The sequence below is a fragment of the Ruegeria sp. genome, assembly GCF_965199275.1.
GTDB lineage: Bacteria > Pseudomonadota > Alphaproteobacteria > Rhodobacterales > Rhodobacteraceae > Ruegeria.
Window position 1 is genome coordinate 250,180 of sequence record NZ_CBDAQX010000024.1, and the last position, 15,018, is coordinate 265,197.

Consider the following 15,018-nt stretch of genomic DNA (forward strand, 5'->3'; position numbering starts at 1 on the left):
GTTCCAAGCGACATTGTGAACAATAGGGTGACCTGCGGCCAAAATTGACCGCATTGGGGCGACAGCAAATCTACCCGAGCGTACTCGTTCGCAAGAAATGCCAAGCCCTCTCTACGAGGATTGTGTATATGAGTAGCGCGACGCCACAAGACAACGACTCGGGAATTCTGGCCTGCACGATCAGCCGGGACGTCCAGAACTTCGATCTGCTAATCGAAGACATGGAAACCATTCTGGGTGAGCGTTGGGGCGATCTTGGCTTTGCCGAAGCTCTCGCGTTTTTCAGCCAACCCGAAGCGGAAACACTGGAATTCGTTGCCCTGGCCATTGACGGTGAGGATGAAGACAACCTCTCGCTGATGGGCGAGATCATCACTCAGGCAAAAGACAAGAAGATCAAAGTGGTGCTTATTGCCGAGGACGTGACCCCCGCCTCGCTGCACCAGCTTTTGCGCAAAGGCGCGGATGAATTTGTCCCCTACCCGCTTCCCGAAGGCGAACTGAACGAAGCGATCGAGCGAATGAACAAGCCCGATCCCGTGGTTGCAGCGCAAGCAGCCGCTGCCACTCTGACCAGTGGCGAATCAAAAGAAGGCGCTCTGTTCGTTGTACAAGGTCTGGCGGGCGGCGTTGGTTCCACGACACTGGCTGTGAACCTGGCCTGGGAACTAGCCACGATCTCGGACAAAGATGCGCCTTCTGTCTGTCTGATCGACCTGGATCTGCAATACGGCACGGTCTCGACCTATTTGGACCTGCCACGCCGTGAAACCGTTTTCGAGATGCTGTCCGATACAGCGTCAATGGATGATGAGGTCTTCTCGCAAGCCCTTCAAAGCTATGAAGAAAAAATGCAGGTTTTGACTGCTCCATCCGACATGGTGCCGTTGGATCTGATCACGCCCGAAGACATCCAGCGCGTGATAGATACGGCGCGCAAACATTTCGACTATGTGATCGTGGACATGCCCAAGACATTGGTTTTGTGGTCAGAAACCGTTCTTCAAGCTGCACATGTCTATTTCGCCATGATCGAGTTGGACATGCGCTCGGCTCAGAACGCATTGCGTCTGAAACGCGCCTTGCAGGCCGAAGAGTTGCCGTTCAACAAATTGCGCTTCGCCCTAAATCGGGCCCCCAAGTTCACCGATCTAAACGGCAAGGGGCGCATCAAACGTATGGGCGAAAGCCTCGGAATTTCAATCGACCTGCAATTGCCCGATGGGGGCAAGCCGGTGATGCAAAGCGGCGATCATGGCCTGCCATTGGCCAGTTCAGCCGCCAAAAACCCGCTGCGCCGCGAAATTGCAAAGCTAGCAAAATCGCTCCACAGCCTCGGCAGCAACGACGCCGAGGCCGCATAACACAACCCCAAGGGAAGAGCCGCCATGTTTTCCAGATATAAGAAAGCGTCTGATGCGCAGCCGGTCGAGACTCCGGCCAAAGCGCCCGAAGCGGCCCCTGCAGCGCCAACAGCAACGGCAGTTGCACGCAAGCCCGTTCAGAAGAAAGCTGGCGAGGTCACGAGCGCCGACCGCGACCGCAAACGAAAAGAGCGCCTGAGTGAGATCAAGATTGAGCTTCACCGGGAACTACTGGAAAACCTGAACCTCGCAGCCCTTGAAAACGCAGGAGAGGCCGAGCTTCGCACCGAGATCAGCGCAATTGCCAGCGAAGTTTTGGAAGCCAAAAGCATCGTGCTCAACCGCGACGACCGCGCGCAGCTGAACAAGGAGCTTTACGACGAGGTCACGGGCCTCGGACCACTTGAGGCTCTTCTACGCGACGATACGGTCAACGATATTCTAGTGAACGGCCCGCAACAGATTTTTGTCGAACGTGCGGGTAAGCTGGAAATCAGCGATATTACGTTCAAGGATGAAAAACACCTGATGCGGATCATCGACAAGATCGTGTCCGCAGTGGGTCGTCGTGTTGACGAATCCAACCCTTATGTTGACGCCCGGCTGGCTGACGGCTCGCGTTTCAACGCGATGGTCCCTCCGATCGCTGTTGACGGCTCGCTGGTCTCGATTCGTAAGTTCAAAAAGGACAAGTTGGGCATCGACGATCTGGTCAATTTCGGCGCGTTCACCGAAGAAATGGCCGCCTATCTTCAAGCCGCCGTTTCGACACGCCTGAATATCATCGTCTCGGGCGGTACGGGTTCCGGTAAAACGACCACTCTGAACGCGCTTTCGAGCTTTATTGACGACGCTGAACGTATCTTGACCATCGAGGATACGGCGGAACTTCAACTTCAGCAGACCCATGTAGGCCGGATGGAAAGCCGCCCACCAAACGTTGAAGGAAAAGGTGAGGTCAGCCCTCGCGATTGTCTGAAAAACGCTCTGCGGATGCGTCCCGACCGCATCATCGTGGGTGAGACTCGTGGCGCCGAGGTGATCCTGACTTCCGACCTTTTTGTTGATCTGACTGGGTTTTTGGTTTGTTTTCAGGTGTGGTTGCTCAGAGGCGCGTTGTAGTGCCCCATTATTATAAAAAGTATTGACATGGGCCTTCAGATGGCTAACCTCTTCGCCCATGTTCATCCGCACCAAACATGACGCAAAGCTCAACCGCACACGGATCCAGATCGTTGAATCCGTCCGCACCGGCTCCAAGGTACGCCAGAAGATCCTGCGCCATGTGGGTGTGGCCCATAACGACAGCGAGATTGAGGATATCAAGCGTCTGGCGGGCCGCTTGATGGAGCAATTACGCATTGATCGCTCGCCGCAAATGGAACTGTTCACGCCCACGGAATATGCCGATCTGCAGGCGCTGGTGCGCCGCGCTCCGCGGCCGGACAAGCTTGGCGTTGATCTTGCCGAGTGCCGTGAGGAGGCGCGGGTCTCTCTGGGTCTGCGGGATGTCATGGGGACGATGTATGACCAACTGGGTTGGGGGGCCCTTCTGGGGGCGGCGCGTAAAAGTGCCAATCGCATTGTGAAAGAGCTGGTTATGGCGCGGATCGCACAGCCCGAGAGCAAGCGCGCGACCGTGGAGGCGTTGGAGAACCAGGCAGGCATCACGCTCAATCTGGACGTGGTCTATCGGAGCATGGATTACATCAATACGCCGGTGATAGACGGGATTTGCAAAACCTCTCACGCGGCGGCAGAGAAGTTGCTGGGCGGGCCAGTGACCGTGCTGTTCTACGATTGCACGACCCTGGCCTTTGACACCGAGCGCGAGGACCCGGCCGAGGATGCGGACGGGGTCGAGCAGGATCATCTTCTGGCCAAGGGCTTCAGCAAGGATGGCAAGCATCACCGCGCTCAGGTCATGCTGGCGCTGATCGTCACCTCCGATGGGCTGCCTGTGGGCTATGAACTCTTCCCGGGAAACACCTGGGAAGGTCATACGCTGGAAGCTGCGCTGAAGGCGTTGGAGGGACGCTTCGACGTGGCCAGGGTCACGTTCGTGGCCGATGCCGCCATGCTCAGCAAGGACAACCAGCAGATGTTGCAGAACAAGGGTCTGCCCTACATCCTCGGCTATCGCATGAAGTCCGCCCCGGCCGCCGTGAAGGCGAACATTTTGAGCCCGGAGGGACGCCAGCCTTGGGCTGGACACGGTTCTGAAGAGGCAACCGAGAAGGGCTGGTACAAGGTGATCGACCAGGAGGGAGCGCGGGTCATTGTGACCTGGTCACCCACCCGGGCACGCAATGATGCCCACAAGCGCGACAAGGCAATCGAAAAGCTGCACAAGAAGCTCAAGCGCTCTCGCAAACCCGGCAGCTTCAGCAGCCGGGGATATGGCCGCTTCCTGGCCTTCCCCGACAGCGGGGACGTCACGCTGGATGATGCAAAGATCAAGGCAGCGGCACAATGGGACGGGCTGCATGCCATTGTTGTTCATGGTGCGGACGAACTGGAGGCACAGGACGTCATTGCCCGCTATCACCAGTTGTGGGAGATCGAAGCCTGCTTCCGCACCAACAAGCACGATCTGAAAATCCGGCCCATCTATCACTGGTCGCCGCGTCGGGTCCGGGCCCATATCGCCATCTGCTACATGGCCTTCTGCTGCCTGCAGCACCTGCGCAAGCATCTGGACCTGCTCGGACACCCGATGAGCCCGGCTCGTATCCGCAACGAGTTGAACGCATTGCAGCTCTCGATCCTGCGCCACAAAGGCACCCCTGACCGCTACGGCATGCCAAGCCATGCCACGGTCGATGCCAGACGCATCCTCACCTGCGTCGGCCTGACCTGGAACGAAGCCCCTTTCAAGATACCCCCCGGGCGCACCCGAAAAACTGGCCAGACCAAAGCCTGAGCTCCCTCAACACTCCGAAACAATCGCTGGCGAAAAAAGTCCGTGTAGTGCCTTTTGGCAACCAAGGCATAATAATATCAATGACTTATACGAAAAAATGTCGGAAGTCAGGAAAAACGCTCTGCGGATGCGTCCCGACCGCATCATCGTGGGTGAGACTCGTGGCGCCGAGGTGATCGACATGCTCCAGGCGATGAACACCGGCCACGACGGCTCGATGACCACAATCCACGCGAACTCGGCGCGGGATGGTATCTCGCGTCTCGAGAACATGATCGCGATGGCGGGGATCGAAATGCCGATCAAGGCGGTTCGCAGCCAGATCTCAAGCGCTGTAAACCTGATCGTTCAGGCCAGCCGTTTGCAGGATGGCTCGCGCCGCATGACCTCTATTACCGAAATTACCGGGATGGAAGGCGATGTGATTTCGATGCAAGAAATCTTTCGTTTCCAACGCGTTGGCCTGACACCCGATAACAAAATCATCGGTCACTTCACCGCCACCGGCGTGCGCAGCCACTATTCTGAGCGCTTCCGCCTGTGGGGCTTTGACCTGCCCTCATCCATCTACGACCCAACCACAATGTAGGAGATTACGACATGCAATTGCCTATGGAGGCTCTCATCTATGTCGCCATCTTCGTGGGTGTCCTCGCCCTGGTGGAAGGCATCTATCTTGTGGCGTTCGGCAAATCCATCAGCCTGAACAGTCGGGTCAATCGACGGCTCGACATGCTCGACAAGGGCGCGGGCCGCGAGCAAGTTCTGGAACAGCTGCGCAAGGAAATGCAGCAGCATATGAAAACGCAGAGCATCCCTCTGTATTCGTTGCTTGCAGACAAGGCCCAAAAGGCCGCCATCGCGTTTACGCCAAGACAACTGATCATGATCATGGGTCTTGTTTCGGCCTTCGCCTTTGTTGGCCTGAGTATTGGCACGGCAACCGAAACTGTGCTGCGCGCCGCTATTTCGATCGCCATCGGTGTTGGTGGCGTCTTCATGTGGGTCAGTAGCAAGGCCAAAAAACGCATGAGCATGATCGAAGAACAACTGCCCGACGCAGTCGAGTTGATGGTGCGTTCACTGCGCGTCGGTAACCCTTTCGTATCTTCGATTCAGATCGCTGCAAACGAAGTTCAAGATCCACTTGGAACCGAATTTGGCGTCATTGCAGATGAGTGTGCCTATGGTCGTGACGTGGGCGAGGCCCTCAAAGACATGGCCGAGCGGTTGGACATGCAGGATTTGCGCTTTCTTGCGGTTGCGGTTGGCATTCAGCAGCAATCCGGTGGCAACCTAGCCGAAATTCTAGCCGGTCTGGCCCAGGTGATCCGCGCCCGTTTCCGCCTGTTCCGCCGCGTCAAAGCAATCACCGCCGAGGCGCAATGGTCCGGCAAATTCCTTTCGGGTTTCCCGTTGTTCTGTCTGGTCTTTATTTTGGTAAAATCGCCAGACTACTATGACGAAGTTCTTGACCACCCCTGGTTTATCCCATGCTGTTTCATCGTTGGCATCATGCTGACACTTAACCTGATCGTTATGAAAATGATCACCAACATTAAGGTTTGAGGTCTGTGTCATGGAATTTCTAGCCTCCATCAATGATACTTTGACGCAGCAGCTGGGAGAGTTTGGCCCCCTGATCGTGGTCGGTGTTCTCGGCGTGGTTTTGGTGGCAGTGGCGGTTCTGCTAATGCTGAACCAGCCTGAAGATCCTCTGAAAAAACTTCAACGTTCGAACGCGGCACCAAAAACGCCAAAGAAATCAAAAAAGGATCAACTGCGTCAAAGCGGTCGAAACGAACAGCTGGAAAAGTTTGCGACTTTCCTTGAGCCCAAAAGCGAAGAAGAGCTGTCGGCCATTCAGCTAACAATGCGTCAAGCGGGGTATCAATCCAAGGACGCGGTCCGGTTCTTTCACTTCGCACAGTTCGCTCTGGGTATCTTGGGTATCCTCCTCGGAGTTGTATGGGTCACGGTATTTGCTGGCGATCAGGAGTTCACTGGAACCCAATTGTTGATCCGCGTTCTGGTTCCGGGCGGGATTGGGTATTTCATACCGAAATACTGGATTACTCGCCGCGTTGAAGAGCGACGTGAAGCCATTACATCTGCCTTTCCGGACACGTTGGATTTGATGCTTGTCTGCGTCGAAGCCGGTCAGTCCCTCGACCAGGCGATCGTGCGCGTCGCGTCGGAAATGAAAAGCTCTTACCCGGAGATTGCGCAGGAATTCGAAGTCGTAGCCTATGAAATGAAAGCTGGTAAGGACAAGGATACGGTCTTGCGTGACTTCGGAACGCGCTGCGGCGTTCAGGATGTAAGAGCTTTTGTGACCGTGATGATCCAATCAGCCACGTTCGGTACCTCTATTGCCGAAGCTCTTCGGGTTTATGCTGCCGAAATGCGTGACAAACGCGTGATGCGTGCAGAAGAAGCCGCAAACAAGTTGCCTACCAAGATGACTCTGGTCACAATGACCTTAACGGTACCGCCACTATTGATCATTCTGGTAGGGCCTTCTGCAAGCGTCATTTCGAACTTCGGAGGATAATTTAACTTCGATGCAACCAGAAAAAGGCTGTGCCTTGCGTAGGCTTCGCCGAAGTTTTCAGGCCATCATGGTTTTCGCCATGGTGGCCTCTTGCACGGAAGGGAGCCTGTCGGATGACCTCGATGCGCCGGGTATAGATCCGACGGGATGTCGCTAACACGCGATATGTCCGGTGTATGTAACATGCGATCTGTCCGGTTCTATTCTGTCTCTGAGAGGAGGCGTTATGAACCGAGCAGAAGTGTTACAGGAAGTTCGACTGATGAAGTTTGAAGATGTGTATTCGCGGCGAAGCGCGAACAAGCTGACGCAAGAACAGGCGGCTGAGATACTGGGTGTATCCGTGCGCACCGTCAGGCGTTGGGAGGATCGATTTGAGGCGGATGGTGCAGAAGGTCTGTACGACCGTCGGCTTGGCAAACTGGCCAACAATCGTGTTGCCACGGATAAGGTCATGGAGATGCTTGAACTGTTTGATACCAAGTACTGGGATTACACGCCGAAGCATTTCCACGAGAAGCTGGTGGCCCACCATGGTTTCACACAGAGCTACAACTGGGTGCGGCTTACACTGCAGCGCCACGGCCGGGTTCAGGCAGCACCCCGACGAGGTGCCCATCGGCGCAAGCGGCCCCGCCGTCCGATGGTTGGCATGATGTTGCATCAGGACGGCTCCAGCCATGAATGGGTTCCGGGTCAGTGGTGGGATCTGATCGTCACCATGGACGATGCCACCAACCGGGTTTATTCGGCATTCTTTGTCGAGGAAGAAGGGACGATGAGCAGTTTTCAGGGGCTGACAGAGGTGATCGAGGCGCAAGGTCTGTTTTGCTCGCTCTATGCCGATCGGGGCTCTCATTACTGGCATACGCCCGAAGCGGGCGGCAAAGTGGACAAGGACAATCTGACCCAGGTCGGGCGCGCCTTGCAGCAACTCGGCATTGAGCTGATCCCGGCCTATTCACCGCAGGCCCGTGGACGGTCTGAACGCATGTTTGGCACGTTCCAGAACCGATTGCCGCAGGAACTGCGGTCCCATGGGATCACAACCATTGAAGAGGCCAATCAGTTCCTGAAAGAGGTCTATCTTCCCGAACACAATGCCCTGTTTGCAAAGGAGCCGGAGGATACGACCTCGGCCTTCGTGCCGTTTACAGGCAATGTGCGCGACACCCTGTGTGTGCAGGAAGACCGCGTCGTCGGCAACGACAATACGGTGCGCTACAAGGGCCTGGTCATGCAGATCGCGGCAGACAGGCACCGTCATCATTTCGTCAAGGCGAAGGTCAGGGTCCACGAATACCCCGATGGTCAACTGGTCATCTTCCACGGCCCGAGATGCATTGGCCGCTACCAGCCTGACGGATCACCCATCACACAGGAGGATAGCAAACACAAAGTCGCGTGACCCGCTTCGACGTGGCGCGAACGCGGTGGCCCAAATCTACGGTCGCCTACGGCTCCCTCCGAATTGGGCCACCGCGCAATCAACTGAAGCGGACAATTGGCATGTTACCTACACCGGACAATTCAGAATGTTCTCGACAGTATAGATCCGACGGGACAGGCCGAAGACAACATCACCGTAGGAAACCGCCTGATGGCCGCCGGAGAATATGAGCTGGCCCTCGACAGCTTTACCCGCGCCGCGCTGGAGCAGGGGATGACGCCGCAGGTTCTGACCTCATTGGGGACCGCAAATCTGGGGCTGCGTGTCAATCGGCATTGAATAATGACCCCCCATCGGCGTCCAAATTTGACCCCCCTTGGAGCTAAGAGGGGCGTTGAGGGGGTCGTGTTTAGGTTGATTCAGGAGGGGGTGGACAGCAGGTCAAACCGAAAAGAGAGCGTAGCTCGACTGAAGGTTTGACCTGCTGTCTGTTTTGAATTTATTCCCCGATTTCGAGGTTAGTCGCGGTGGTTAATTCGCCAGCTTTCGTTCCCGGTTTCGATGATATCGCAATGGTGTGTCAGTCGATCCAGGAGAGCAGTGGTCATTTTGGCATCTGTGAACACACTCGGCCATTCAGCAAATGCGAGGTTGGTTGTTAGCAGAATAGACGTTCGCTCGTACAGTTTGCTGATGAGATGGAAGAGTAATCGTCCACCAGACTCTGCGAACGGCAGATAACCGAGTTCGTCTATAATCACGAGGTCGACGCGGATCAGCTGCTCGCTGAGCCGCCCGGCGTTGCCTTCGCGATGTTCAGCCTCCAGCTTGTTCGCGAGATCCACAGCGCTGAAGAACCTGACCCGCCGGCGGTTATTGACCGCGTGGCCCCCGATCGCTGTTGCGAGATGCGTTTTGCCCGATCCGGTTCCACCGACCAGCACGCCATTCCTGGCCTGGTCCATAAAATCGCCGTCATGAAGATTGCGCACGACTTCCTCGTTGACGGGGCTGACCGTGAAGTCGAACTCAGGTAAGGACTTGCAGACCGGGAACTTTGCGGCACCCATCTGATACCGGATCGAGCGCGCAGTCTTTTCGGCCAGTTCGGCCGTGAGGAGTTCGGCCACGACCTGTTGGGGCCGCCAGTTGTTTTTGGCTGCGGCCTGCATCACTTCGTCAAAGCAGTTGACGATGCCTGGCAACTTCAGTTGACGGGCAAGTTCGAGAATTTCCTTACGCAGTTGCATGGGAGCCTCCAAGCCTGTCATAGCGAGCGCAATCCGCGATCGGTGCCATTTTCAGCTGCAGGTGGGCAGGCGGCTCAATCGCCTTTGGCGGCGGGGGATTGGTGCGCCGAGAGACAATGTTCAGGATCGCATCGGCCTTGCGCAGGCCAGATTTTAGAGCTTCTTCGCAGGCAGCCTCGACCACATCAATGTCGTGCTGGTAAGCAGCGAAAAGAATATCGGCAAGTTGCCGGTCTCCGTCGGATGTGCCCCGCAGATGGGTCCAGATCTGCGTCATTGCCGGTGGTAGGTCCCAGTCACGGAACGGTGCTCCATTGCGCAGAGCGCCAGGCTTGCGCTTGAGGACGGGCACATAGTGCCAAGGGTTGAAGATCGTTTTTCCTCGGCCGAAGCACCGTTCGTGCTCTCCGACAATCTCACCGTCTTGGCGCAGGACAATCCGCGTGGCGTAGACCTGCAACTGGACCTGACGTCCAACAGCTCTTGCCTCAACGCTGTATTTGTTTCTTTCGAAGTTGATCAGGCAGGTTCGGCTCACGGCGACCGTCTTTTCACGGAACCCGACGAAGGGCTTCTGCAGATGCGTCAGCAGCGGCTTTTCCTGCTGGAACTCCTCCCAGACCGTCACCTCCAGGTTTTCCGGATGCCGCAGTTCTTTTGCGCGTTTGATCGCGTCTTTTTGCAGCCGGGCATTCAATTCATCGAAGTCGGCCACCTCCAGACGCGGTGTAAAACTATAGGCGCGGCTCTCCTTGACCAGATTCTCAACCTGACCCTTCTCCCAACCGGCCGCGCGCGTACAGGCGATCGGGTTCACCAGATGATGAGAACACATCCGGGAGAATGCCTTGTTGAACTTTCTTTCCTTGCCCGACAGGATCGCATCGACGGCGGTCGTCATGTTATCGTAGATCCCGTTGATGCAGCCTCCACCAAAGAATTTGAAGGCCTCGTCGTGGGCATCAAAGACCATCTCCTGCGTCTCGCGCGGATAGGCAATGGAGAATGGCATGCGGCTATGGCAAAGTTTGAAATGGGCAACCTTCACGGTCGTGAGTGCACCGTCCATCAAAACCGTCTCCACACTCCAGTCGAACTGGTACGCCTCCCCAGGATCAAAGATCAGCGGGATGAACGCCTGCGCCTGTTGTCGGCCGTGCGCAATGCGCCAATTCTTTGTGTAGCGTCGAACACTGTCATACCCGCCGCCAAAACCATCATCGGAGAGTTCCTTCCAGATTTTGGTCATCCGCTTGCGGTGTTTCTTCGGAAGCGCCTCGTTCTCCTCAAGCGTTTCATCCAGACGCGCGCGCCAAGGCCCGAGCACCGGGTATGGCTGCGATTTGCGCTCATATTTGAACTCCGTCACTCCCGATCGGATTATCTTTCGAACCGTTGCACGGCTCAAATTGAGCGAACGGCAAATTTCCTTGATGCTCTTTTTTTCGATCAGGTGTAAGCGACGCACTTTTCTAATAGTTTCCACGCAAATCATCCCGCTTGCCTCTCCATCGACTGCTCAATGAAAAGGATGTCTACAACCATAGGGAGGGGTCAAATTTGGACGCCGATTTCCCCGCTTAGGGGGTCAAAATTGCACGCTTTTCTACACCGGGATGACAGGGGTAGTCTGCGCACATGACGCAGATTCCCGCCCGGATCGGCACTTGGTTCAGCACCAAGGGCTGGACCATCCACGCTCATCAGCAGGACATGTTCGACCGGGCACAAGATCCGGCCATTTTGCTGATTGCACCCACGGGTGGCGGCAAAACGATGGCAGGGTTTCTGCCCTCACTAGCCGAGCTTTCGGATGGCGCGCATAGCGGGTTGCACACGATCTACGTGTCGCCTCTCAAGGCCCTTGCAGCAGACATCAAACGGAACCTGCGCACGCCCGTGGAAGAGATTGGCTTGCCCATCCGCATCGAGGACCGCACCGGCGATACCTCGGCCACGCGGAAAAAACGCCAACGCGCTGACCCGCCGCATATCCTGCTCACCACGCCCGAGAGTCTTGCTCTGCTGACCTCATATGAGGACGCTCCGCGCATGTTTGATGGGGTGCAGCGTGTGATCGTCGATGAGATCCATGCTTTGGACGAAAGCAAACGCGGGGATCAACTGATGCTGGCGCTGGCGCGGCTTCAGACTCTGTGCCCGAACATGCGCCGCGTGGGCTTGTCAGCCACGGTCGAGGACCCCGTGGCCATTGCCCGCTTTCTGGCCCGTCACCCCGACCCGTGTCAGATCATTCAGGCCGACCCCGGCCCTGATCCCGACATCGCGATGCTGGAAACTGCCGAGATGCCGCCATGGTCGGGCGGAGGCGCGGCCTATGCGATCCCGGCAGTGCTGGACCAAATCCGCCAACACAAGACGACACTGATCTTCCACAACACCCGCGCGCAGGCCGAAATTTTCTTTCACAATCTGTGGCTTGCAAACGAGGACAGCTTGCCCATCGGCATCCATCACGGCAGTCTGGATCGCCAGCAGCGCGAAAGGGTCGAGGCCGCCATGGTCCGAGGTGATCTGCGCGCAATCGTCTGCACCGGCTCTCTCGATCTGGGCATCGACTGGGGTGACGTTGATCTGGTCATCCAGATCGGCGCGCCCAAGAACGTCAAGCGGCTGGTTCAGCGAATCGGACGGGCAAATCACCGCTACAACGCGCCGTCCAAAGCCTTGCTGGTCCCTGCCAATAGGTTTGAAGTGGTCGAATGCGTGGCCGCCCTTGAGGCCGCAAAAGCCCATGATCTGGACGGAGAGCCGCGCGGCGCAGGCCCCCGAGACGTGCTGTGCCAACATATCCTGATCGCGGCATCTGCAGGACCGTTCAATCCGGATGCACTGTTTACCGAGATGACCTCGGCCGGGCCGTTCGCGCAACTGACACGGTCCGAGTTTGACGACTGCCTCGATTTCTGCGCGACCGGCGGCTATTCCCTGCGCGCCTATGATCGGTGGCAACGTTTGCAGCAACGCGCCGATGGTTTGTGGCAGCTAAGAGACCCACGCGCCGCGGCCCGAATTCGGATGAACCTCGGCACTATTCAGGACAGCGATACCCTGAAAGTCCGTCTTAAACGCAGCCGGGGCGGCAAGCCGCTGGGCGAGGTTGAGGAGGGTTTTGCAGCCACTCTGACCCCCGGCGACACCTTCCTGATCGGCGGTCAGATCGTGCGCTACGAGGGCTTGCGCGAGCTTGTTGTCGAAGTCAGCCGCCGTGCCGACAAGAAGCCCAAAATCGCCACTTTTGCAGGGACCAAGTTCGCCACCTCAACGCAGCTGAGCGACCGTATCCTGCGCATGTTCGCGCAGTCCGATTGGCCTCAGCTGCCGCAACACACAGCCGACTGGTTGAAGTTGCAGAGGCATGTCTCTCGCCTGCCGCAACGCGATCGCCTGCTGGTCGAGAGCTTTCCCAGCGACGGGCGCGAGCATATTTGTGTCTACGGCTTCGCCGGACGCAACGCGCAACAAACCCTGGGCCTGCTCCTCACCAAACGCATGGAGGAAACCGGCCTTGCCCCTCTTGGCTTTGTTGCAACCGACTACGCGACCCTGATCTGGGGATTGGACGCAGTAACCGATCCAACGCCTCTGTTTCGGCTTGATGCGCTGCGCGACGGGTTGGACACATGGCTGGCGGGCAATGCCGTCATGAAGCGCACCTTTCGCGCCTCAGCCACCATTGCTGGCCTGATCGAGCGCAACACCGGCGGGCAACGCAAAAGCGGACGGCAGGCGACATTTTCTTCAGATATCCTCTACGATACACTGCTGAAATACGACCCCGACCACCTTTTGATGCAGATCACCCGAGAAGAGGCGATGCGCGGCCTCGTCGATTTCGGCCGGATCGAGGCCATGGTGGAGCGGATTGGCGACCGTATTGATCTGGTTCGGCTGGGTCGCGTGTCACCTCTGGCCGCGCCCTTGTTCCTTGAAGTTGGCAAAGTCCCGGTCAAAGGGGCCGCCGAAGAACGCTTGCTGGCAGAAGAAAGCGCGCGATTGCTGCAGGCGGCCGGGCTGGATACGCTCTGATCCACCTTGCGCGGGCGCGCAAAACGCGCGAAGAACGTTCCATGAACAACGTTGAATTTTCCTTTGCCGGGCAGAACCTGATCGCCCTACCCTCGGGCGCATTGTGGTGGCCCGCGCAACAATTGCTGTGCGCCTCCGACCTACATCTTGGCAAGTCCGAGCGTATGGCCCGGCGCAGTGGCGCGATCCTGCCGCCTTATGAGAGTCGGGACACGTTGGACAGGCTGGCCAAAGATCTGGAGCATACGCGCGCTGCAACCGTAATCTGCGTGGGCGACAGCTTTGATGATCTGGATGCCTCCCTGTCGCTGCCCGGCCCCGAGAGGCTGCGCATTGCCACCCTACAAGCCGGGCGTCGCTGGATATGGATAGAGGGCAATCACGACCCCGGCCCGGTAGTGCTCGGCGGTACGCATCTGGCCGAGTGGACCTGCGACACGCTCACCTTTCGCCATATTGCGCAGTCCGGGGCACAAGGCGAGATTTCAGGTCACTATCACCCAAAGGCCACGCTACGCGCGGGTGGCCGAAGCATTACCCGCCCGGCTTTTCTGTTCGATTCAAATCGTCTGATCCTGCCGGCCTTTGGCACCTATACCGGCGGGTTGCGCAGTTCTGATCAGGTTTTAACTGATCTGATGGAACCGAAGGCGTTGGCGATCATGACGGGACCTAAACCGCAGATGATCCCGATGCCGCGCTAAGCCTCAGATCAGGCCGTCCTTTTCCAGCATCGGCCGATACTTACGGCTGATCGGAACAAGATCACTATTGACCAGACGCAGGAAGACTTTGCCCTCGGACCGCTCAACACCTACCACTGCCTCATCGCACACCCAATGTGACCGGTGCGAGCAATGGCCCGCAACGGGCTCCATCTCGTCTATTGCATCGGTAAAGCGAGAGCGGATCGTAAAGGTACCCTCAGACGTAACGACGTCCACATTGTGGTCGCGCACGGTCAGGCGGTAGAACTCACCCTGAAAACTCTCGGGCAGACGGCGCGCAAGCCGTGGCATAGTCTTTGGCTCAGGCTCGGCTTCGACCTTGCCATCATGCCATTCGGCCCGGCGCACCAGCAACAGGCCGGTTGCAAATAATATGCCGTAGCTGGCAACAGTCGCCATCTCAGGCGCCATATGACCACCCCAAGTGAACAGCAACCACGCCAAAAGCCAGAGGGTCGGAGTAAACATCGCAAGAATCACGACCGCATATGCCAGATCACGCGCGGGCAGTTGCTCCAAAACCTGATGTCGTTCAATCACGTTCCGAGCAGCCCAAATGGCGGCCAAAGCCAACACCATAACGCCAGCCCAGAACAGCAAACGCAGGGAAAAAGACAGCTCTGCGGCCAGAAAAGGGGGGAATACGTAGGCAAGCAAGGGTAGGAAAACAACGCCTGCTACCACCCGCTGTGGGGCACAAAGAGAACGCAATAGCCCGATGTTTAACGTCATACCTACAGAACAACGGCCCAAGACCCA

Annotated in this window: 10 protein-coding genes and 3 pseudogenes; 10 read left to right on the forward strand and 3 right to left on the reverse strand. The window is 57.2% G+C overall.

Annotated elements, in window-relative coordinates:
* Positions 1–128: 128 nt before the first annotated feature.
* The 8 genes and pseudogenes from ACOERD_RS26135 to ACOERD_RS26170 all read left to right on the forward strand — a co-directional run.
* Positions 129–1,364: an AAA family ATPase gene (locus ACOERD_RS26135; protein WP_170471969.1), complete on the forward strand. Its 1,236-nt coding sequence runs from the start codon at positions 129–131 to the stop codon at positions 1,362–1,364.
* Positions 1,365–1,388: 24 nt separating this feature from the next.
* A pseudogene (locus ACOERD_RS26140) lies at positions 1,389–2,408 on the forward strand (CpaF family protein); the annotation flags it as partial.
* 136 nt (positions 2,409–2,544) lie between these two features.
* On the forward strand, positions 2,545–4,287 hold the full coding sequence (locus ACOERD_RS26145; RefSeq protein WP_419737624.1) for an IS1634 family transposase: 1,743 nt from the start codon (positions 2,545–2,547) through the stop codon (positions 4,285–4,287).
* A gap of 112 nt (positions 4,288–4,399) precedes the next feature.
* Positions 4,400–4,876 (forward strand): annotated as a pseudogene (locus tag ACOERD_RS26150) (ATPase, T2SS/T4P/T4SS family); the annotation flags it as partial.
* Between the two features lie 11 nt (positions 4,877–4,887).
* Positions 4,888–5,856: a type II secretion system F family protein gene (locus tag ACOERD_RS26155; RefSeq protein ID WP_170471973.1), complete on the forward strand. Its 969-nt coding sequence runs from the start codon at positions 4,888–4,890 to the stop codon at positions 5,854–5,856.
* Positions 5,857–5,866: 10 nt separating this feature from the next.
* A complete protein-coding gene (locus ACOERD_RS26160) occupies positions 5,867–6,841 on the forward strand; it encodes a type II secretion system F family protein (protein ID WP_170554677.1) in 975 nt (324 codons plus the stop codon).
* A 226-nt stretch (positions 6,842–7,067) separates the two neighbouring features.
* Entirely contained in the window at positions 7,068–8,249 is a 1,182-nt protein-coding gene (locus tag ACOERD_RS26165; RefSeq protein ID WP_419737631.1) for an ISNCY family transposase, read from the forward strand.
* A gap of 120 nt (positions 8,250–8,369) precedes the next feature.
* Positions 8,370–8,552: pseudogene (locus tag ACOERD_RS26170) on the forward strand (hypothetical protein); the annotation flags it as partial.
* Between the two features lie 197 nt (positions 8,553–8,749).
* On the opposite strand, the gene istB reads toward ACOERD_RS26170, so the two are convergent.
* Both istB and istA read right to left on the reverse strand, forming a co-directional pair.
* Positions 8,750–9,481, reverse strand: a complete 732-nt coding sequence (istB, locus tag ACOERD_RS26175) for an IS21-like element helper ATPase IstB (protein WP_419737606.1) — start codon at positions 9,479–9,481, stop codon at positions 8,750–8,752.
* Positions 9,468–10,976 (reverse strand): IS21 family transposase, encoded by a 1,509-nt coding sequence (gene istA / locus ACOERD_RS26180; protein ID WP_419737605.1) that lies wholly within the window; start codon positions 10,974–10,976, stop codon positions 9,468–9,470. Before istA ends, istB begins: the two co-directional genes overlap by 14 nt.
* Before the next feature lie 143 nt (positions 10,977–11,119).
* Between istA and ACOERD_RS26185 the strand changes: the two genes are divergently transcribed.
* Entirely contained in the window at positions 11,120–13,531 is a 2,412-nt protein-coding gene (locus ACOERD_RS26185; protein ID WP_419740960.1) for a ligase-associated DNA damage response DEXH box helicase, read from the forward strand.
* A 41-nt stretch (positions 13,532–13,572) separates the two neighbouring features.
* Entirely contained in the window at positions 13,573–14,235 is a 663-nt protein-coding gene (gene pdeM / locus ACOERD_RS26190) for a ligase-associated DNA damage response endonuclease PdeM (protein ID WP_419740961.1), read from the forward strand.
* Positions 14,236–14,238: 3 nt separating this feature from the next.
* On the opposite strand, the gene ACOERD_RS26195 is transcribed toward pdeM, so the two are convergent.
* On the reverse strand, positions 14,239–14,916 hold the full coding sequence (locus tag ACOERD_RS26195) for a LytTR family transcriptional regulator DNA-binding domain-containing protein (RefSeq protein WP_419740962.1): 678 nt from the start codon (positions 14,914–14,916) through the stop codon (positions 14,239–14,241).
* Between the last annotated feature and the right edge of the window lie 102 nt (positions 14,917–15,018).

Bases quoted from the DNA above. Each gene is read 5' to 3' on its own strand.
- ACOERD_RS26135 (WP_170471969.1), top strand. From the start codon at position 129: ATGAGTAGCGCGACGCCACAAGACAACGACTCGGGAATTCTGGCCTGC.
- ACOERD_RS26145 (WP_419737624.1), top strand. From the start codon at position 2,545: ATGTTCATCCGCACCAAACATGACGCAAAGCTCAACCGCACACGGATC.
- ACOERD_RS26155 (WP_170471973.1), top strand. From the start codon at position 4,888: ATGCAATTGCCTATGGAGGCTCTCATCTATGTCGCCATCTTCGTGGGT.
- ACOERD_RS26160 (WP_170554677.1), top strand. From the start codon at position 5,867: ATGGAATTTCTAGCCTCCATCAATGATACTTTGACGCAGCAGCTGGGA.
- ACOERD_RS26165 (WP_419737631.1), top strand. From the start codon at position 7,068: ATGAACCGAGCAGAAGTGTTACAGGAAGTTCGACTGATGAAGTTTGAA.
- istB (WP_419737606.1), bottom strand. From the start codon at position 9,481: ATGCAACTGCGTAAGGAAATTCTCGAACTTGCCCGTCAACTGAAGTTG.
- istA (WP_419737605.1), bottom strand. From the start codon at position 10,976: ATGATTTGCGTGGAAACTATTAGAAAAGTGCGTCGCTTACACCTGATC.
- ACOERD_RS26185 (WP_419740960.1), top strand. From the start codon at position 11,120: ATGACGCAGATTCCCGCCCGGATCGGCACTTGGTTCAGCACCAAGGGC.
- pdeM (WP_419740961.1), top strand. From the start codon at position 13,573: ATGAACAACGTTGAATTTTCCTTTGCCGGGCAGAACCTGATCGCCCTA.